Origin of the sequence: Microbacterium sp. SA39 (genome assembly GCF_000967865.1) — a bacterium.
GTDB lineage: Bacteria > Actinomycetota > Actinomycetes > Actinomycetales > Microbacteriaceae > Microbacterium.
Genome location: NZ_JXRU01000039.1, coordinates 458036 through 477263, shown reverse-complemented (window position 1 = coordinate 477263; position 19228 = coordinate 458036). Strand labels below are relative to the sequence as shown.

At 68.3% G+C, this 19228-nt stretch carries 17 protein-coding genes; 1 reads left to right on the top strand and 16 read right to left on the bottom strand.

Annotation, left to right across the window (positions count from 1 at the left end; genetic code table 11):
- Nucleotides 1-44: 44 nt before the first annotated feature.
- The 13 genes from RS85_RS18715 to RS85_RS18655 all read right to left on the bottom strand — a co-directional run bounded on the left by RS85_RS18715 (nucleotide 45) and on the right by RS85_RS18655 (nucleotide 14029).
- Entirely contained in the window at nucleotides 45-1010 is a 966-nt protein-coding gene (locus RS85_RS18715) for a substrate-binding domain-containing protein (protein WP_046014927.1), read from the bottom strand.
- A 50-nt stretch (nucleotides 1011-1060) separates the two neighbouring features.
- A complete protein-coding gene (locus tag RS85_RS18710) occupies nucleotides 1061-2083 on the bottom strand; it encodes an ABC transporter permease (protein WP_046014926.1) in 1023 nt (340 codons plus the stop codon).
- 29 nt (nucleotides 2084-2112) lie between these two features.
- Entirely contained in the window at nucleotides 2113-2925 is an 813-nt protein-coding gene (locus tag RS85_RS18705) for an SDR family NAD(P)-dependent oxidoreductase (RefSeq protein ID WP_046014925.1), read from the bottom strand.
- A 28-nt stretch (nucleotides 2926-2953) separates the two neighbouring features.
- On the bottom strand, nucleotides 2954-4408 hold the full coding sequence (locus RS85_RS18700; protein WP_200894874.1) for an FGGY family carbohydrate kinase: 1455 nt from the start codon (nucleotides 4406-4408) through the stop codon (nucleotides 2954-2956).
- Nucleotides 4401-5360, bottom strand: coding sequence for a transketolase family protein (locus RS85_RS18695; protein ID WP_046014923.1), 960 nt, complete (start codon nucleotides 5358-5360; stop codon nucleotides 4401-4403). The genes RS85_RS18700 and RS85_RS18695 overlap by 8 nt, the downstream gene beginning before the upstream one ends.
- Entirely contained in the window at nucleotides 5357-6235 is an 879-nt protein-coding gene (locus RS85_RS18690; RefSeq protein WP_052703650.1) for a transketolase, read from the bottom strand. Before RS85_RS18690 ends, RS85_RS18695 begins: the two co-directional genes overlap by 4 nt.
- 241 nt (nucleotides 6236-6476) lie before the next feature.
- Nucleotides 6477-7331: a metal ABC transporter permease gene (locus tag RS85_RS18685; RefSeq protein ID WP_046014922.1), complete on the bottom strand. Its 855-nt coding sequence runs from the start codon at nucleotides 7329-7331 to the stop codon at nucleotides 6477-6479.
- Complete coding sequence (locus RS85_RS18680; protein WP_046014921.1) at nucleotides 7328-8143, bottom strand: metal ABC transporter ATP-binding protein; 816 nt, start codon at nucleotides 8141-8143, stop codon at nucleotides 7328-7330. The genes RS85_RS18685 and RS85_RS18680 overlap by 4 nt, the downstream gene beginning before the upstream one ends.
- Entirely contained in the window at nucleotides 8140-9060 is a 921-nt protein-coding gene (locus tag RS85_RS18675; protein WP_046014920.1) for a metal ABC transporter solute-binding protein, Zn/Mn family, read from the bottom strand. Before RS85_RS18675 ends, RS85_RS18680 begins: the two co-directional genes overlap by 4 nt.
- A 16-nt stretch (nucleotides 9061-9076) precedes the next feature.
- Complete coding sequence (locus RS85_RS18670; RefSeq protein WP_046014919.1) at nucleotides 9077-10786, bottom strand: glycoside hydrolase family 13 protein; 1710 nt, start codon at nucleotides 10784-10786, stop codon at nucleotides 9077-9079.
- Nucleotides 10787-10881: 95 nt separating this feature from the next.
- Nucleotides 10882-11772: a carbohydrate ABC transporter permease gene (locus tag RS85_RS18665; protein ID WP_046014918.1), complete on the bottom strand. Its 891-nt coding sequence runs from the start codon at nucleotides 11770-11772 to the stop codon at nucleotides 10882-10884.
- Nucleotides 11772-12707 (bottom strand): carbohydrate ABC transporter permease, encoded by a 936-nt coding sequence (locus tag RS85_RS18660; protein WP_046014917.1) that lies wholly within the window; start codon nucleotides 12705-12707, stop codon nucleotides 11772-11774. Before RS85_RS18660 ends, RS85_RS18665 begins: the two co-directional genes overlap by 1 nt.
- On the bottom strand, nucleotides 12704-14029 hold the full coding sequence (locus tag RS85_RS18655) for an ABC transporter substrate-binding protein (RefSeq protein WP_046014916.1): 1326 nt from the start codon (nucleotides 14027-14029) through the stop codon (nucleotides 12704-12706). The genes RS85_RS18660 and RS85_RS18655 overlap by 4 nt, the downstream gene beginning before the upstream one ends.
- A gap of 101 nt (nucleotides 14030-14130) precedes the next feature.
- Here RS85_RS18655 and RS85_RS18650 point away from each other — a divergent pair, with 101 nt between their 5' ends.
- Nucleotides 14131-15351 (top strand): ROK family protein, encoded by a 1221-nt coding sequence (locus RS85_RS18650; protein ID WP_046014915.1) that lies wholly within the window; start codon nucleotides 14131-14133, stop codon nucleotides 15349-15351.
- A gap of 202 nt (nucleotides 15352-15553) precedes the next feature.
- Here RS85_RS18650 and RS85_RS18645 read toward each other — a convergent pair whose 3' ends face one another.
- From RS85_RS18645 to RS85_RS18635, 3 genes are all read right to left on the bottom strand, one after another.
- Nucleotides 15554-16900 carry a dihydrolipoamide acetyltransferase family protein gene (locus RS85_RS18645; RefSeq protein WP_046014914.1) on the bottom strand — a complete coding sequence of 449 codons (1347 nt, stop codon included), beginning with the start codon at nucleotides 16898-16900 and terminating at the stop codon, nucleotides 15554-15556.
- Between the two features lie 103 nt (nucleotides 16901-17003).
- Complete coding sequence (locus tag RS85_RS18640; protein WP_046015024.1) at nucleotides 17004-17969, bottom strand: alpha-ketoacid dehydrogenase subunit beta; 966 nt, start codon at nucleotides 17967-17969, stop codon at nucleotides 17004-17006.
- Nucleotides 17970-17980: 11 nt separating this feature from the next.
- Complete coding sequence (locus RS85_RS18635; RefSeq protein ID WP_046014913.1) at nucleotides 17981-19123, bottom strand: thiamine pyrophosphate-dependent dehydrogenase E1 component subunit alpha; 1143 nt, start codon at nucleotides 19121-19123, stop codon at nucleotides 17981-17983.
- Nucleotides 19124-19228: the final 105 nt, after the last annotated feature.

The following is a 19228-nucleotide window of genomic DNA, read 5'->3' as shown; positions in this document are numbered from 1 at the left end:
ACGTCCGCCGGGGGCTCACGTTCCCGCCGCGAGCCCCCGAACGGTCACGGGTGCTTTTCGATGAAGGGTTCGACGTTCTCCGCCGTCGTGAGCACGCCCTCTTGGAGCTGCTCGGCGGGAAGCTTCTCCCCATCTGCGAGCTTGAGCGCGGAATCCAGCGCCAGCGCCCCCATGGCCTGGGTCGGTTGCGTGATGGTGGCGTCGAGCACACCATCGCGCACCGCCTCCAAGCCGGCGACGTCGCCGTCGAATCCGACGATCAGGATGTCGTCGCGGCCAGCGGTGCGCGTCGCGCTGGCCGCGCCGAGCGCCAACGCGTCAGCACGCCCGAAGAACACAGTGATCTCCGGCTTCGCCTGGAGCATGTCGGTCGCGATGTCGAAGCCTTCGTCCTGTGCCCACTGGTTGGACGCCTGACGAGCGACCTCGATCAGGTCGGGGAACCCGGCGATGCCCTCCTTGAATCCAGCATCCCGGTCGGTCTCGGGCGTCGTGCCGATCTGACCCTGGATCACGCCGACGCGTCCGGTACCCTCGGTCTGTTCGCCGACCCAGACTCCCAGCTCGCGGGCAGCCGCGACGGAGTCAGTGGCGATGAACGTGTCTCCGGGCTCGCCGTCGGGGTTGCGATCGACGGTCACCACGGGGATGCCCGCTGCCTTGGCGTTGCGCACGGGCACTGTCGCCGCGGTCGCTCCGGCCGGGATGTAGATGATGGCGTCGACTTCCTGGGTTATGAAGTCCTGGATCTGGCTCACTTGGGTGTCGGCATCGCCCTTCGCGTCGGCGACGACCACGCGCACGTCGCCGAGTTCGTCGGCCCGAGCCTCCACGGATTGACGGATCTGATTGAAGAAGTCAGCCTGCTGGTTGGCGACGGCGAGGCCGATGACGATCTCGTCGCCGCTCTCCCCCTCCTGCGCGGCCTGGGTGAGGGCGCAACCGGAGAGTGCGACGGCACAGGCGGCGACGGCCGCCGTCAGGGCAGCAATCCTTCGGATACGGAACATGGTGTTACTCCTTCTCTATGGAGCCCGTCCGACTTTGGACGAGCGTGGGGTCAGTGGGTACGACGACGCCGGAGAACATCGACGATGACCGCGCCGGCGATGACGAGACCGATCACGATCTGCTGCAGGAACGGCGAGACGCCGAGCAGGTTGAGCCCGTTGCGGAGCACGCCGATGATGAGCACGCCGATCACCGTTCCGGATATGCGCCCGGTGCCGCCGCTCAGACTGGCTCCGCCGATGACGACGGCGGCGATCACGTCGAGTTCATACCCGGTTCCCGCGCTCGGTTGCGACGAGTCGAGTCGAGACGCGAGGATGATCGCGCCGACGCCCGCGAGGGCGCCCGCGGTGACGTACACCCAGGTCGTGACCGAGCGCACTTTGATGCCCGCGAGGCGCGCGACCTCCGCGCTACCTCCGATCGCGTAGATCTTGCGACCGGCGGGACGGTATCTCAGGATGACCGTCGCGGCGATCGCGAGCAGGATGAACACGATGGCGGTGACGGAGAAGAATCCGAGGTAGCGGTTCGACGCGAGCGAGTAGAACCACTCGGGATAGCCGACGATCTGCTGGCCGTCGGTGACGAGGTTCGCGAGTCCGCGACAGATCGACATCATGGCGAGCGTGGCGATGAACGGAGGCAGCCCGGCCACGGTGACACCGAGCCCGTTGAGCAGACCGGCGAGTGCGCCGACCGCGACGGCGGCGACCATCGCCACGCCCATCGGAACGCCTCCTTCGTCGGAGAGCCAGCCCAGCACCATGGTGCTCAACGCCAACACGGAACCGACCGAGAGGTCGATGCCCCCGGTGATGATCACGGCGGTGGCCCCGATGGCGAGCACACCGATGACGGTGACCTGGTCGACGACGTTGATGAGGTTGTTCGCCGAGAAGAACCTCGGCGTCGTGACGGCGAAGATCGTGAAGAGCACGATCAGGCCGATGAGCGCGCCGCCCGACCCCGACAGCATCCGCGCCAACGGACTTCGGGTGGGACCACTGGTGGAACCGGCACCGCGGATGAGAGCGGTTTGGGTGGGCGATGTGAAAGGTTTGGTACTCATGGAAGCTCCGTCGATTCGCGAGAGATCGGTCAGTTCATGAACATGCCGCCGTCGATGTTGACGGCCTGTCCGGTGATGTAGCGCGCCGCATCCGAGGCGAGGAAGAGCACGAGCCCGGCGACGTCATCGCTGTGCGCCGGTCGGCCGAGAGGGATGCCGTCGACCCACTCTTGAAGGAGTTCACCGGGCGCGTAGTCGCCGAGACGGCTGCCCCATTCGCGATCGTTGTACTCCCACATCTCGGTGTGCACGATGCCGGGGCAGTAGCAGTTGACTCGGATATCGTCCTTCGCGAGTTCCTTGGCGAGGGATTGGCTCAGTCCGACGATGCCGAACTTGCTCGCCGCGTAGGAGGGCGTGAAGATGAACCCCTGCCGTGCCTGCCCCGACGCGGCATTGAGCACGGATCCTCCCCGCACGCGCAGCAGCGGCAGCGCCTCGCGGGTCGCGAGGAAGGCAGCGGTTGTGTTCACCGCGATCACCGCGTTGAAGTCCGCGAGCGACGTGTTCTCGAGTTCGTTGATGCGGATGATGCCCGCGTTGTTCACGAGCACGTCGAGATGGTCCCAACGCCGAGCGACGTCGCGAAAGAGGTCGGCCATCGCGGCCTCATCGGTCACATCGGCTTGCACGCTCTGCATCTCGAGGCCGTTCGCACGAGCCCGTTCGGCCGATTCATGCACGTCGACGCTCAGATCGACGATCGTCACGCTCGCTCCGGCCTCGGCGAAAGCGGTCGCGATACCGAGCCCGATCCCCCGTGCGCCGCCGGTCACGACGACCGTGCGTCCGGTGTAGTGCCCCCGGTACAGGTGCAAGGGCGAGTTCTTCGTCGTACTCATCGGATCTCCTTGACGGTCGTTGGTCAGGTCAGGTGGGGAGGATGCCACGGGCGCGGGCGACAGCGGCCGACCAGCGGGCTCGTCTCGGTGCCGCATCTGCTGCGGGATCGGGTACGAACTCGCTGTGGGACGCCGCCTCGGTTGGCTCTTCGGCCACTCCGGCGGCGAGGGCTGCGAGCCGTGCCGCACCGAGTGCGGACAGGTCGGCGCCGTCGTGCCGCGCGACCGTGCGCCCGGACAGATCGGCCTGCAGCTGCATGAGCCACGGGTTGCGGCTGGGGCCCCCGTCGGCCAGCACGCGGGCGAACTGCCGACCGCCCTCGCGTTCCGCAGCCGACAGCACGTCTTCGATCTGCAGGGCGATCGATTCGAACGCTGCTCGTGCGACGCGTGCGCGATCGCTGCCGAGTTGCAGACCCGACACGATCCCTGTCGCTCGTTCGTCCCACCAGGGCGCGGCGAGTCCGGCGAAGGCGGGAACGATGTCGACGCCTCCCGAATCCGACACGGTGCGTGCCAGGCCGTCGAGCTCGTGCAGGGTCGTGCCGAGGAGCCGCGCGAGCCAGACGAGGGTGGCACCCGTGGAGAGGATGTTGCCCTCGAACGCGCGGGCGATCCCACCGGCCTCGGTTCCCCACGCGATGGTTCCGACCAGCCCGGGCCCCTCGACGATCGCTTCGGTGAGCCCCATCACCGACGAACCGGTGCCGTAGGTGACCTTCACGTCACCGGGCGTCCGGACGCCGTGGCCGTAGAGGGCGGCGTGCGAATCGCCGAGCACGCCGCGCAGCGGCACGCCGGCGTAGGGGGTGAGTCGTGCTGCGGCATCCGACGCCACGATGCGCGGAAGGCATGCACGCGGAATGCGGAACAGTTCGAGCAGTTCCGCGCTCCACTCGCCCGTCGACAGGTCGAGCAACTGGGTGCGGCTGGCGTTGCCGATCTCGATTCGATGCTCGCCGACGGCGTTCCAGAGCAGCCAGGAATCAACAGTGCCCAGCGCGATCCGCCCGGCTTCGGCACGCGTGCGGTTGGGGTCGATCTCGTCGAGGATCCAGGCGAACTTGAGGGCTGAGAACATCGGGTCCAACGGAAGACCGCTGACCTCGCGCACCCGCGCCGCGTGGGATGCGAGCGCGACGGCATGATCTGCCGTGCGACGGTCCTGCCACCCCAGTACAGGCGACAGGGGGGCGCCGCTGCGGGGGTCCCACGCGATCGCTGACTCGCGTTGCGTGCTGAAGCCGATTCCCGCGACCGTGCCTTCGTATCCGGCGAGCAGGCGGCGGACGACCGCGTCGACGCTCTCCCGCATCGCGACAGGATCCTGCTCCACCCACCCCGGACGCGGATGGGTCTGCTCCAGCGGCTCGCTGACACGCATCACGACGACGCCGGCGCTGTCGACGATGAGCCCCTTCGTCGCGCTGGTGCCCTGATCGACCGCGATGGTGACGGGCCCGCGCACGACGGCCTCAGGCACGGCCGAGCACCTCGCGCGCCGCTCGGACATAGCCCGCGGCTGTCAGTCCGAAGTGCTCCAGCAGGAAATCGGTGCTCCCGGTCGGTGCGAACTCGCGAAGACCGAGCAGACGCACGCGCACGCGGTTCGTGGGCAACTGCGCCACGACCGACGCGACGGCGGCACCCAGACCGCCGGCGATGTTGGCTTCTTCCGCCACGACGATCCCCCCGGTCTCGGCCGCCGCGCGGGCCACGGCGTCCTCGTCGAACGGCGCGATCCACGACGCGTTGAGCACGCGGGCGCGGATGCCTTCGTCGGCGAGCGCGTCAGCCGCCTGAAGCGCGCGGGAGACGAGAGTCCCCGTGCCGATGAGCGTGACGTCGCCGCCGTCGCGGAGCACCTGCATCCGCCCTCGCTCCCACGGAGTGCTCTCGACCGTGGTGTCGGGCACTTTGTGACGGCCGACCCGGATGTAGGTCGGTCGCGGGGTCTCGACAGCGCCGCGCACCGCTCGTCGCGTCTGCTCCCGGTCAGCGGGAACCACGATGTCGAGGTCGGGCAGGGCCCGAAGCCAGGAGAGGTCTTCGACGGAGTGGTGCGTCGGTCCGAGCTCCCCGTAGGCCATTCCCGGGCTCATGCCGCAGAGGATCACCTTATGGGCGCTGTACGCCACGTCGGCTTTCACCTGTTCCAACGAACGACCGGTGAGGAACGGTCCGGCGGCGCAGACGAAGGGGATGAGCCCGCGATTGGCGAGACCGGCGCCGACGCCGACGAGGTTCTGCTCGGCGATCCCCACGTTGATGAGACGGTCGGGAAAGCGGTCGCGGAATCCGACGAGGTTGCTCGATCCGACCGAGTCGTTGCACACGGCGACGATGCGATCGTCGTTCTCGGCGAGAGCGATGAGCTCGTCGGCGAACGCCGTGCGGTTGTCGTAGGTGCCGGGGGTGAGTGTGTCGACGCTCATGCGAGCTCCTCCAATGCCAGTTCGACCTGCGCTGCGTCGGGGACCTTGTGGTGCCACTCGACGCGGTTCTCGATGAAAGACACGCCCTTGCCCTTCACCGTGTTGGCGATGACCGCGACCGGTCGCCCGCTCATCGAAGGGCGATACGCCTGGATCAGCGCGGCGTAATCGTGGCCGTCGATCTCCCGAACCTCCCATCCAAAGGCATCGAGCTTCTCCGGGAGAGGGTCGAGACTGTTGGTCTCCTCCGTGCCGGCACCCTGCTGCAGTCTGTTGCGGTCGATCGTGATGGTGAGGTTGTCGAGCCGGTAGTGCGCCGCCGACATCAGCGCTTCCCAGTTGCTCCCCTCCTGCATCTCGCCGTCTCCCAGAACGACGAAGACCCGCTCCGGGCCGTGGGTGAGCCGCGCCGCGATCGCCGCACCCACGCCGATAGGGAGCCCGTGGCCGAGCGGACCCGTGTTCGTCTCGACGCCGGGGACCTTGCGTCGGTTGGGGTGGCCGTTCAACGGAGAGAGCGGAGCCATGAACGTGTCGAGTTCGCTCGGCGAGAAGAACCCGCACCAAGCCAGCGTGGAGTAGAGCGCAGCGGCGCAGTGCCCCTTGCTGAGGATGAAACGGTCACGCTCGGCCCACGCCGGGTCAGCGGGATCGATACGAAGCACATCGTTGAAGAGCACCGTGAGGATGTCGGTGACTGAGAAGTCTCCGCCGATGTGTCCGGCCTTCGCCTTCTGGATCATGGTCACGATCGAGCGACGCGTCCACTGTGCTCGCTCGTGAAGAAGCGAGTCGCGCTGGGGTCCTTCGGCGGCGCGGATGCGATCGCGCTCCTCTTGCCAGCGGCCGATCTGCGAGACGTCCTTGTCCATCATTTGCATACCTATTCAGTAGTGACGGGATGTGCGTAATCAACGTAAGTCAGTTCTCGCGACGTGTCAACCGTCTTCATCCGCGCTGTCACACGGGAGCAACCCTCATCGCTCGCGCTGCAGTCCCTTCCGGGGTCGGCGGCGCAGCCGCAGAGGGCACGGCTCTGCGAACCCCTGAGCGTCGACGAGACGCTACACCTCCGGGCGACCGGCATTCGGGGCCTCGCCCCACGAAACCTCGGGCCTAGACGCGCTTCACCCGCGCCCGCGCCTTCTGCACGATCCAGCACACGACGTAGATCGTGAACGACAGGGTCGTGATGTACGGGCTCACCGGGAGGGTGCCGGCCAGTGCGAGCAGGATGCCGCCGACAGCCGACACGAAGCCGAACAGGGCGGCGAGCAGCGGCACGGCGACGGGCCCGACCGTGACCCGCATCGCGGCGGCGGCGGGCGTGACCAGCAGCGCCATGACCAGCAGCGCTCCGATGATCTGCACGCTGACAGCGACGATGAGCCCGAGCAGCACCATGAAGATCAGACTCACGGCACGCGTCGGCACCCCGCGCGCGGCGGCCGACTCCGCGTCGAGCGAGTCGAAGCGCAGCGGATTCCACGTCACGAGCAGGCCGAGCAGCACGACGAGGCTGATCCCGATGAGCCACCCGAGGTCGGGGCTCGACACCGAGACGATCTGCCCCGTCAGCAGGCTGAACCGGTTGGCGCTGCGGCCGTCGTAGAGCGACAGGAACAGGATGCCGAGGCCGAGGCCGAACGGCATCAGGACGCCGACGATCGAATTCCGATCGCGCGCCTTCGCCCCGAGGACGCCGATCAGGATCGCGGCGACCAGCGCGCCGCCGAGCGACCCCGCGACGACGCTGCCGCCTAACAGGAGTGCGGCGGCAGCACCGGCGAACGACAATTCGCTCACCCCGTGCACGGCGAACGCGAGGTCGCGCTGCATCACGAAGACGCCGATGAGACCACCGACGATGCCGAGCACGGCGCCGGCGATGATCGAGTTCGCGAGCAGGGCGACGAGGTCGCCGTAGTCCTGGAACGAGAAGATGTCGCTCCAGTCGATCAGAGGCCTCATGACGCGACCCCGTGCTCGTGGTCTCCGTGGTCGTGGTGCGGCTCGGCATCCGGCACGCCCACCACCACCAGCCGATCACCCGCGCGGAGCACGAACACCGGAGTGCCGTAGAGGTCGGTGAGCACGCGGGTCTGCAGCACCTCTTCCGGGGTGCCGAGCAGGAACCGCCCGCCCGCGATGTACAGGATCCGATCGACGCGGTTGAGGATCGGATTGATGTCATGGGTCACGAACAGCACGGCGGCGTCACGCTCGCGTCGCTGCCGATCGATGATGTCGGTCACGCCGACCTGATTCGCGAGGTCGAGGTTCGAGAGCGGCTCGTCGCAGAGCAGCAGTGCGGGCTCGTCTGCCAGCGCCTGGCCCACGCGCAGCCGCTGCTGCTCGCCGCCCGAGAGAAGACCGACCCGTCGGTCGGCGTAGTGCGCGGCTCCGACAGCCTCGAGCAGCGAGTCGACCTTGGCACGGTCGCCGCGGTGCGGCACCGGGAAGCCGAAGCGGCTTCCCTGCACGCCGAGCGCCACGAGATCGCGCGCCCGCATGCTGATGTCCGGAGCCAGCGTGCGCTGCTGCGGGATGTATCCGATGCGGGCGTTCCCGCGGTGCACGGGCGAACCCGCGACCTTGATCGTGCCGGATGACAGGGGCTGCAGACCCAGGATGCTGCGCAGCAGCGTGGTCTTTCCCGACCCGGAGGGCCCGAGCACGGCGATGAACTCGCCGGGCTCCACCGTGAGGTCGAGCCCCGACCACAGCTCGCGGTCGGCGCGATGGAGGGCGGCGTCGGAGATCTCGAGAACCGGGCCCGTCACGACTGGACGGCGGCGGCGAGGCTCGTGATCGCGTCACTCATCCACTCAGAGTACGACGATCCGTCCTCCAGCAGCTCCGTGAAGGCGACGACGGGGATGCCGGCATCCTTCGCGGCGGCCTCGACGCGGTCCGTCTCGGCACCGCCGGTCTGCGCGTTCGTGAGCAGTGCCGTGACCTCACCGCTGCCGATGACATTCAGCGCGTCGAGCAGCACCGCGGGGGCCACATCCGTCCCCTCCTCCACCGACTCGGCGAACCCCTCGGGGGTGACGTCGGTCAGTCCTGCGGCGGCAGCGAGGTAGCCGGGAAGCGGCTCGGTGATGAAGACGCTCGCGCCCCCCGCGTCCGTCTTGATGGCATCGAGGTCGGTCTCGAATCCCTCGAGGTCGGCGATGATCTCGTCGGCCGCAGCGGTGAAGTCGGCCTTCCCTTCCGGATCGAGCTCAGTGAGCTGGGCGGCGATCTCGCCCACGACATCGATCATCGTGCGCGGGTCGAACCAGACGTGCTCGTTGAACTCCGCGCCCTGCTCGGCGTCTTCCTGCCCTTCGCTGCCGGGGAAATCCGGCGAGATCTCGGCCGCCGTGAGGACTGCGGCATCCGATCCGTCGAGCAGCTCCTCGACGAAGGGGTCGTAGCCGCCGCCGTTCTCGATCACGAGGCCCGCCTCCTGCACGGACAGACGATCGCGCGCGGTGACCTCGTAGGAATGAGGGTCCTGCGTCGCCGACTCGATGATCGAGGTGACCTCGACCCGATCGCCGCCGATCTGGGCGGCGATCGAGCCGTAGACGTTGGTGCTCGCCACGACCTGGACAGTGCCGTCGTCGCCCTCTCCCGTTGCAGGTGTGGAGCATCCGGCGAGCGTGAGAGCAGCAACGGATACCAGGGCGAGGGCGACGACGGGCTTCTTCATGCCCTCATTCTAGATGCTAATGAGAACCGTTATCAAACTGAGCGGCGACGCCCGCGGGGGCGACCCAGACCGTGTGCTCGCCCGGGACGGCGCCGCCGATGACCGCTCCGAGCACGACGTCACCGGCATCCGCCCCCAGGTCGAACGGCTCGACGCCGAAGTTCGTCACGACCTGCCACCCGTTGGGACGGGTGAAACGCAGCACGTCATCGCGTCCGGTCTCGATCCACTCCAGGCGCTCGTCGCTCTGCAGCAGGTGCCGCAGGCGCAGTGCCTCGCGGTACAGCGACAGCGTGGAAGACGGGTCCGCTGCCTCGACGTCGACCGCGTACTCGGCGAACCACGCCGGCTGCGGCAGGTGCGCGTCGCCGGATCCGAAGCCGAAGGACGAGCCGGATGCCGTCCACGGGATCGGCACGCGGCATCCGTCCCTCCCCAGTCCGTCGAAGGCCTCCTCTCGCAGGAACGCCGGGTCCTGACGCTGCTCCGGTGCGATCTGCGCGACCTCGTGCAGGCCGAGTTCCTCGCCCTGGTAGAGGTACGTGCTGCCGGGAAGGCCGAGCAGCAGGAGCGTCGCCGCGTGCGCACGACGCAGCCCGCCCTCGCGATCCAGCCCTTCGGCCGGTCCGCCCGCCGCGACCCATTCGGTGCCCTGCTTGACGGCGCGGCCGCGCAGCGACGGCAGGCCGTAGCGGGTCGCGTGTCGGGTCACATCGTGGTTCGAGAGCACCCACGTCGTGGAAGAGCCGCTCGCATGCGCCTGCTCGAGGTTCTCGGTGATCACGTCGCGGAACTCGCTCGCCGAGAACTCCGCCACGAGAAGGTCGAAGTTGAACGCCTGTCCGAGCCCTTCGGCCGAGGCGTAGCGGGCGCGACGCTCAGGCGTCTCGACCCACGCTTCAGCCACCGCGGTGCGGGGCGGGTCGTACTCGTTGAAGACCGCGCGCCACTCGGCGTAGATCTCGTGCACCTCGTCGCGATCGAGCAGCGGATGCCGCCCCGACGTGCGGTCCATCGAATCGAGCTCCGCCTGGCTGGGCAGCGGCTCGGTGAGGTCCTTCGTGAGCATGTGCGCGACGTCGATGCGGAAGCCGTCGACGCCCCGGTCCGACCAGAAGCGCAGCGTCTGCAGGAAGTCGGCGCGCACCTCGGGGTGATCCCAGTTCAGGTCGGGCTGCTCCACGGCGAAGCTGTGCAGATACCACTGCCCGTCCTCCACGCGCTCCCACGCGCTGCCGCCGAACGCTGCGCCCCAGTCCATCGGAGGCTCGGAGCCGTCGGGCCCTGCCCCCTCGCGGAAGATATAGCGATCGCGCGCCGCCGAACCGCGGCCTGCGGCCAGCGCCTCCTGGAACCACTCGTGCAGGTCGGAGCTGTGGTTCGGCACGATGTCGACGATCACGCGGATGCCGCGCGAATGCAGCGCCTCGACCATCGCGTCGAAGTCGTCGAGGGTGCCGAGCCGGGGATCGATGTTCCGGTAGTCCGCGACGTCGTAGCCGCCGTCGGCGAGTGCCGACGGGTAGAACGGGCTGAGCCACACCGCATCGATGCCGAGCTCAGCGAGGTAGTCGGCGCGGGAGACGATGCCGGGGATGTCACCCAGTCCGTCGCCGTTCGCGTCGGCGAAGCTCCGCGGGTAGATCTGGTACACGGCGGCCTGACGCCACCAGGTGGCGGGGTCGGTGTCGGTCGTGCGGGTCTCGACGGGAAGCACGTCGGTCATGAGGGGAGAACTCCTTCTTTTTTGCGGTGGGTCGTTGAGCGACGCTTCGGCTCGCTGCGCTCGCTCAGCGCGGGTCTACGCGAGACGAAACGCGGTCAGCCCTTGACGGCGCCCTGGGTCACGCCCTCCATGACGAAGCGCTGCGTGAACAGGTACGCCAGGATCGCCGGGGCCATCGCCATCAGGTACGAGGCGAAGGCGACGTTGTAGTTGTTGCTGAACTGGGTCTGGAACAGGTTCTGCCGCACCGGGAGCGTCTGCATCGCCGGATCCGAGATGATCAGCGAGGGCATCATGAAGTCGTTCCAGGCGTAGAGGAAGGCGAAGATGCCGACGGTCGCACTCATGGGGGCGAGCAACGGGAAGATCAGCTGCGAGAACGTCTGCCAGGTCGAAGCACCGTCGATGCGTGCGCTCTCCTCCAACTCGATCGGGATCGAGCGCAGGAAGGCCGTGAACAGCAGCACGCTGAAGCTGAGCTGGAACATCGTGGCGAGGATGATCACGCCGAACGGGTTGTCGAGTCCGACGCGGCCGGTGAGCTGGATCTGCGGCAGTGCGACCACCGGGAACGGGATGAACATCGCGGCCAGCAGGTAGAAGAACGACCAGCGGAAGAGCTTGCGATCCCAGTTGCGCACGATCGCGTAGGACGCGAAGGCGGCGAGCAGGATCGTCGCGCACACGGTGCCGGCGGTGACCAGCAGCGAGATGCCGGCGCCGACGGGGAACTTGGTGAGGTTCCACGCCTGCACGAAGCCGTCGATGCTGAATGGCGCGGGGAGCGAGAACGCGTTGCCGTCGACCGCCTGTCCCTGGGTCTTGAACGCCATCGAGATGGTGACGTACAGAGGGAGCAGCACGGTGACCGCGCACAGGATGAGGATGATCGTGCCCGACCAGTTCGGTCGCTCGATCTTCATGCGGGGCTTCTTGCCCGCGGTCTGCGTGGTGATGTTCTGGGTGGTGATGGCCTGCGTCGACATCAGAGTGCGTTCCTTCCGCGCGTCAGCGACAGCTGGAGGAGGGAGATGAGCACGGCGACGATGAAGAAGATGGTCGCGTTCGCCATCTGGTAGGCGTAGTCGCCGCCGTTGAAGCCCGCGATGATCGTCATCGCGACGCTGCGGGTGGCGGTGCCCGGACCGCCGTTGGTGAGGCCGACGATGATGTCATAGGCGTTCAGGAAGCCCTTGAAGCCGAGGATCACGTTGATGACGACGTAGCCCGCGACGAGCGGGAGCGTGATGCGGAGCAGCTGCTGCCTCTTGTTCGCACCGTCGATGCTGGCGGCCTCGTAGACCTCACCGGGCACCGACAGCAGGCCGGCGATGTAGATCAGCAGTGTCCCGGGAACGGCCTGCCAGGCAGTGACGATCACGATCGCGACCCAGGCGAGATCCGGGTTCGCGAGCAGGCTCGTCTCGAGCCAGGGGATGCCGGTGACGGCGCCCGCGGCCGGGATCGAGTTCGAGAAGAGGAAGTTGAAGACGTAGGCGATGATGATGCCCGAGATCACCATCGGGATGACGAAGATGGTGCGCAGGCCGGTCTTGAAGCGGATGCGAGACGTCAACCCGACCGCGAGCAGGAAGCCGACCACGTTCACGACGATCACCGTCGCGATGGAGAACCCGAACGTGAAGAGGTAGCTCTGCAGGATCGACGGATCGCTGAACATCGCGATGTAGTTGGTGAAGCCGTTGAAGCTCCACTCGCCGATGCCGATCGAGTCGGTGAAGCTGAAGAAGATCCCCATCACGGCGGGAACCGTGATCGCGAGCGTGAAGATGACGAGCGTGGGAAGCAGGAACAGGTAGTAGATCGGCTCGACGCGCTTGCTCTTGCGTCGGAGCCCGCGGGACTCACCGGTGAGGATCGTCGTGGTGCTCGTGGGCGGCCTGGTCGTGGTGCTGGTCATGGCGTGGACTCCTCTGTCTCGCCGGATGCGGAATCCTCGGTGGTGGGGATCGGAGCGCGGAAGGCGATGCGCGCCCAGTCGGCGTCCATCGTGCGGAGAGTGGACTCTGGAGATGCACCGAGCACCATCGCCTGTGCGTAGTTGAAGACCGGGAGGGTCCTCGGCACGAGGACCGACGGCCCCTGGTAGATCTGGCCGTTCTCGTAGTACTCGGTCATCCCCTCGACGCGGGGATCGTCGGGCGACGGAGCATCCTCCGTCGGAGTGAATCCGAGCTGCGAGGCGTTGTACGCCTCGATGTTCTCGGGCAGGTAGAGGAACTCGAGGAAGTCGCGAGCGGCCTCCTGATGAGTCGACTCCTCCGGGATCATCGCCGCGAGGTCCATGTTGACCCGCACACCGAGATCATCCGGGTCATCGGTCATCGGCAGCGGGAAGGTTCCGAGCTCGAGGTCGGGAGCGGTCTTCTCGATCTCGCTGAAGGCCCACGGGCCCTGCAGGTACATCGCGGCCTCGCCCTTGCCGAAGGCGAGGTTGCCGTCGCCGTAAGCCCGGCTCGCGGCATCCTCATTGGTGTACTCGTTCGCGAGCTGCATCATGCGGTCCATCGGCTCGGCGAAGTCCTTCTCGAAGGAGACGTCGGAGTCGGGGCCGACGGCCGCGCCCTCCTCGGCGAGCGCATCGAAGAACTCGATCACGTCGACCGAGCCGCCTGCGGTGTAGTCGTACCAGCCCTGCGCGACCGTCCAGTCGTCTTTGAAGGTGGCGTAGAACGGGTCGATGCCCGCTTCCCTGAGCTGATCGCAGACGGCGAGGAGCTCCTCCCAGGTCTGCGGGACCTCGAGACCCTGCGCGTCGAAGATCTCCTTGTTGTAGATGACGGATGCCGCCATCACGGAGTAGGGGAGGGCGCTCGTGCGGCCCTCGCAGGAGCCGTACTGGTCCATGAGCGGCTGGAGGTCGTCACGGATGCCGGCCGCGGCCTCCGTGTCGGAGAGATCGGTGAGCGCGCAGCGCTGCACGAACCTCGCGATCTCGTAGTTGTAGTTCGCGAGCATGATGTCGGGCGGGTTTCCGCGCACGAAGCTGGCCGAGACGACGTCGACACCCGAGGTGTCGATCTCGACCTTCACCTCGTCCTGCGAGGAGTTGTACTCGGCGACGAGTTCGTTCATGAACTCGATCGCCTCGCGCTTGCTGAAGGTGAAGCGGATGGTCTCCGCCCCCGAGCCGGCTGCGCAGCTCGTGAGTGCGGCGCCGACCAGCGTGAGGCCGAGTGCCCCCGCGATCATCCGCACCGCGCGTGTTGGTTTGTCAGACACCGTCGTCCTTCCGATTTATATATCCGCGTACTAAATCTAGTGAGCGAATTTACTCCGTCGAGAGGTACTCTCTCATTGGCACGACAGGAAGGTCAAGGGGAGTGACAGAAGTCTCGGCAGATCTCGGCACCGGGCGCGCAAGCGTCGGAGCGGTGCTCGACTTCGCCTGGGCGGCAGGCGAATTCACCGCGACCGAGGTCATGGCCGGCACCTCGCTGACCCGTTCCACCGCCATCGACGCGATGGACACGCTGCTCGACGCCGAGGTGCTGCGCGAACTTCCGAACGCCCGGGCCGTCGGCAGCTACCGCTCCGGTCGGCCCGCCCGGCGGTTCGCCCTCTCCCCCGAGCTCGGCGTCGTGGTCGGCATCGATGCCGGCGACACGCATCTGGCCGTGACGGTGGCCGACCCCCTCGAGCGCACGCTCGTGCACCACCGCATCGGGGTCGATCCGACGCAGACGTCGGCGGAGCGACGCGCGACGATCATCGCCGCCCTGGGCGCCGCGCTCGACGAGGCCGGGGTGACGCGTGACGACGTGCTCGCGCTCTGCGCCGGCGTGGCGGCGCCCGTCGATCGCAACGGCATCTCCCCTCCGCACCCCGACGGCTTCTGGGAGCGCACGAACCCCGGCCTCGCCGAAGCGCTGCGCGACTGGGCGCCGGTCGTGGAGATCAAGAACGACGCGCAACTCGCCGCGGTGGCCGAGGGGGCGGTCGGAGCCGCCGTCGGATGCCGCGACTATGTCGCGCTGCTCGCGAGCGAACGGTTCGGCGGTGGGGTGGTCGTCGACGGCCACGTGCTGCACGGAGCCCACGGCGGCGTCGGCGAGGGCGTCGTGTTCGACCACATCGTCGGCGTCGGATCGGCCTTCGGCCTCCCCTACTCGGTGCGCAACCACTCGCGGGCCGCCGTCGACGCGGGAGAGATCGACCGCGACAGCGCCGTCGGGCGGCTCGTCGCCGCCGAGCGCATCGACCCCCGGCTCGTGTTGACGCTCGCCGCCTCGGGTGATCCGGATGCCGTTCTCGTCACCGACCGCGTCGGCGCCACGGTCGCCCGCATCGTCGGCGTGCTCGGCAGCATGTACGACCCGGCGCGCGTGATCGTGTGCGGAGCGGTCGCCGAGAGCGTCGAACCGGTGCTCGCGGCGGCGCGGCGGATGCTGCCGGGCGAGCTGCATCTGCCCGCGCCGGAGCTCCTGGCTTCGACGCTCGGCGCCGAGGTGGTGTCGATCGGCGCGGTCGCGACGGCGCGGAAGGCCGCGCGGGAGCGGGCGGTGCCGCGGCTCGCGGAGCAGCGTCTCAGCGTGAGGGTGTAGCGCGGCTGACGGGCACCCGGGTCGCGCGGCATCCGCGATTCCCCACGGCTCGATTGCGGGAGACGCGCGGCGGACCGCAGCGATCCGGAGGAGATCTGCGTTTCGGAGGTCTGCGGCGGCCCGTCCGGCCCTCCGAACTGCGGATCTCCTCCGCTGTGACGGATCGCCTCGCGGGGCAACCCGCTCGCTGGCCTGAACGCGGTCAGTCGACGAGCAGCGCGGGCTCCTCGAGCACGGACGCCACATCGGCGATGAACCGGCTCATGCCGTCTCCGTCGATCACGCGGTGGTCGAAGGAGCCTGCGACCGTGGTCACCCAGCGGGGACGCACCGCGCCGTCGACGACCCACGGCTTCTGGCTGATCGTGCCCATGGCCACTATCCCCGCCTCGCCGGGGTTGATGATCGGGGTGCCGGCATCCATCCCGAACACGCCGATGTTGGTGATCGTGATCGTGCCGCCCTGCTGGTCGGCAGGAGAGGTCTTTCCCTCGCGCGCCGTGAGGGTCAGGCGGTTGAGCGCCCGAGCCAGATCCTTCATGCCGAGGTCCTGCGCGTCCTTGATGTTCGGCACGAGCAGTCCGCGCGGGGTGGCGGCCGCGATGCCGAGGTTCACGTAGTGGCGCACGGAGATCTCGGCACCGGCATCCGTCTCGATCCAGGCCGCATTCACCATCGGTGTGCGGCGGGCTGCCCAGATCACGGCGCGGGCCATGATCAGCAGCGGCGAGACGCGGATGTCGGCGTAGTCGGGTGACGCCTTGAGGCGCTTCACGAGCTCCATCGTGCGGCTCGCGTCGATCTCCTTCCACACCGTCACGTGCGGGGCGGAGTACGCGCTCTGCACCATCGCCGATGAGGTCGCCTTGCGGACGCCCTTGACCGGGATCGACTCGGTGCGCCCGTCTTCGCTCGTCGACGGGGCGGCGGGTGACGGAGCCAGGCCGCGGGCGAGGCCTGCCGGGGCGCTCTGCGGGGCGGGCACCGTCTCCTCGCGCACGGTCCCCCATTCCGGCGTTTCGATGTTGCGGAACACGCTCGCCTGCGAGGCGTGCTTCACGACGTCGTCGCGCGTGACCTCTCCGTCGGCGCCGGTCGCCGCGACCGCGGTGAGGTCGACGCCCAGGTCGCGGGCGAGCTTGCGGATCGGCGGCTTCGCGATCACGCCGACCGACGAGCGCACGGCCCGCTCGGCCGGACGCTTGCGCCGCGAGGTCGCGCCGCCTCCGGTGCCGTAGCCGACGAGCACCGAGCCGCCGCCCTCTTCGGGCGCCGGAGCCACGGCGACGGCGGGCGGGGCCGAAGAGCCAGCGGTGGTGAAGGTGATGATCGGGGAGCCGACCTCGACCGTCGCACCCTCTGCGGCGAGCAGCTCACCGACCACACCGGCGTGCGGCGACGGCAGCTCCACGAGCGACTTCGCCGTCTCGATCTCGCAGATCACGTCGTTGATGGCGACCGTGTCGCCGGGTGCGACCTTCCACGAAACGATCTCAGCCTCGGTCAGACCCTCGCCGACGTCGGGGAGGTTGAAGTTCTGCGTGCTCATGGTGTTGCCTCTCTGCGTTTCGTCTCGCTGCGCTCGCTCAACGACCGGGGAAGGTCGCCGCGCTCCTCGCTCAATGACCGGAGAAGGGGGACCGGGGAGTACATCAGTAGGCCAGGGAGCGGTCGACGGCTTCGAGGATGCGATCGGCATCCGGAAGATACAGGCCCTCGAGCTTCGCGGGCGGGAACGGGGTGTCATAGCCCGACACCCGCAGCACCGGTGCCTCGAGCGCGTAGAAGGCCCGCTCCATGACGGTCGCGGCGATCTCGCTGCCGATGCTGACGAAGCCCTGCGCCTCCTGCGCGTAGACCATGTGCCCGGTCTTGCGCACGGAGTCGAGGATCGGCGCGTAGTCGACCGGCGAGAGCGAGCGCACGTCGACGACCTCGCAGCTTGTACCTTCGGCTTCGGCGAGCGCGGCCGCCTGCAGCAGCGTCGTGACCATGGCGCCGTGGCCGACCAGCGTCACATCGGTGCCGGTGCGCACGACCCGCGAGGCGTGCAGGGGGGCCGCCGAGGCATCCAGCTCGACCTCGCCCTTCTGCCAGTAGCGGCTCTTCGGCTCCATGAAGATCACGGGGTCGTTCGAGGCGATCGCCTCCTGGATCATCCAGTACGCGTCGTTCGGCGTCGACGGCGACACCACGCGCAGGCCCGGCGTGTGCGCGAAGTACGCCTCCGGGCTCTCCTGGTGGTGCTCGACCGCGCCGATGTGCCCGCCGTAGGGGATGCGGATCACGATCGGCAGCGAGATCCTGCCCTCGTGCCGATTGGTCAGCTTCGCGAGCTGCGTGGTGATCTGATCGAACGCGGGGAACACGAAGCCGTCGAACTGGATCTCGATCACGGGCCGGAACCCGGTCATCGCAAGGCCGATGGCCGTGCCGACGATGCCCGACTCGGCGAGCGGGGTGTCGAGCACCCGCTTCTCCCCGTAGTCCCGTTGCAGATGCTCGGTCACGCGGAACACGCCGCCGAGCTTGCCGATGTCCTCCCCCATGAGGAGCACCTTCGGGTCGTTCTCCATCGCCTGGCGCAGCCCCGCGTTCATGGCCTTGCTCAGCGGCATCGTCTCGAGGGTCACTTGCTGTCTCCTTCGAACGACGCGCTTTCGAACGACGCCTCGTACTGCGCCTGCCAGGCCTTCTGCTCTGCGATCAGCGGATGCGGCTCGCTGTACACGTGGTCGAACATGCGGTTCACCGGGGGCGATCCGAGCTCGACGGTGCGGGCGCGCAGGTCCTCTGCGGCATCCGCCCCCTCCGCGTCGACGTCGGCGAAGAAGGATGCCGCGGCACCACGGCCCTCGAGGAAGGTGCGCATCCGCGCGATCGGGTCGCGCAGCGCCCAGATGTCCTCCTCGTCGGTGTGTCGGTACTTCGTGGGGTCGTCGCTCGTGGTGTGCGCGCCGAGGCGGTAGGTGACCGCCTCGATCGCCCGTGGCCCCTGCCCGCTGCGCGCCTCTTCGAGGGCGACGCGGGAGACCGCGTAGCTGGCGAGCACGTCGTTGCCGTCGACGCGGATGCTCGGGATGCCGTAGCCGACGCTGCGCTCGACGAGCGGGACGCGCGACTGCGTCGTGACGGGCACCGAGATGGCCCAGTGGTTGTTCTGCAGGAAGAAGACGACGGGGGCCTGGTAGCTCGCGGCGAAGACCATGGCCTCGTGCACGTCGCCCTGACTGGACGCGCCGTCGCCGTAGTAGACGATCACGGCCTCGTCGCGCTCGGGGTCGCCGGTGCCGCTGCGTCCGTCGAAGGACAGACCCATCGCGTAGCCCGTCGCGTGCAGCGCCTGCGATCCGAGCACCAGCGTGTAGAGGCGGGTGTTGCCGTTCTTCGGGTCTGCCGGGTCCCAGCCGCCGTGCGAGACGCCGCGCATCAGTTTGATGATGTCGACCGGGTCGACACCCCGGATGCGCGTCACGGCGTGCTCGCGGTACGACGGGAAGATCGTGTCCTGGGTGCGCGCGGCACGAGCGGAGCCGACCTGCGCCGCCTCCTGGCCGCGGCTCGGCGGCCACAGGGCGAGCTGCCCCTGCCGCTGCAGGTTGGTCGCCTGAGTGTCGATGGCACGGATGACCACCATGTCGCGGTAGAGCTGCTCGAGCTCGGTGTCGCCGATCGCCTCGATCAACGGCAGATACTGCTCAGCGGCAGCGCTCGGAGCGAAGTTGCCGTCCTGATCGAGGACGCGGACGAGTTCAGTCTCTGACGAGGTCACGGTCTCACGCTACCCGCGCAGGCATGCTCGGTCACGCATACCTAGGACGCCCTCGTATCTGCCGGGAAACCGGAGAATCGCGGGCTTTCCGGGTGAGTCGACGGC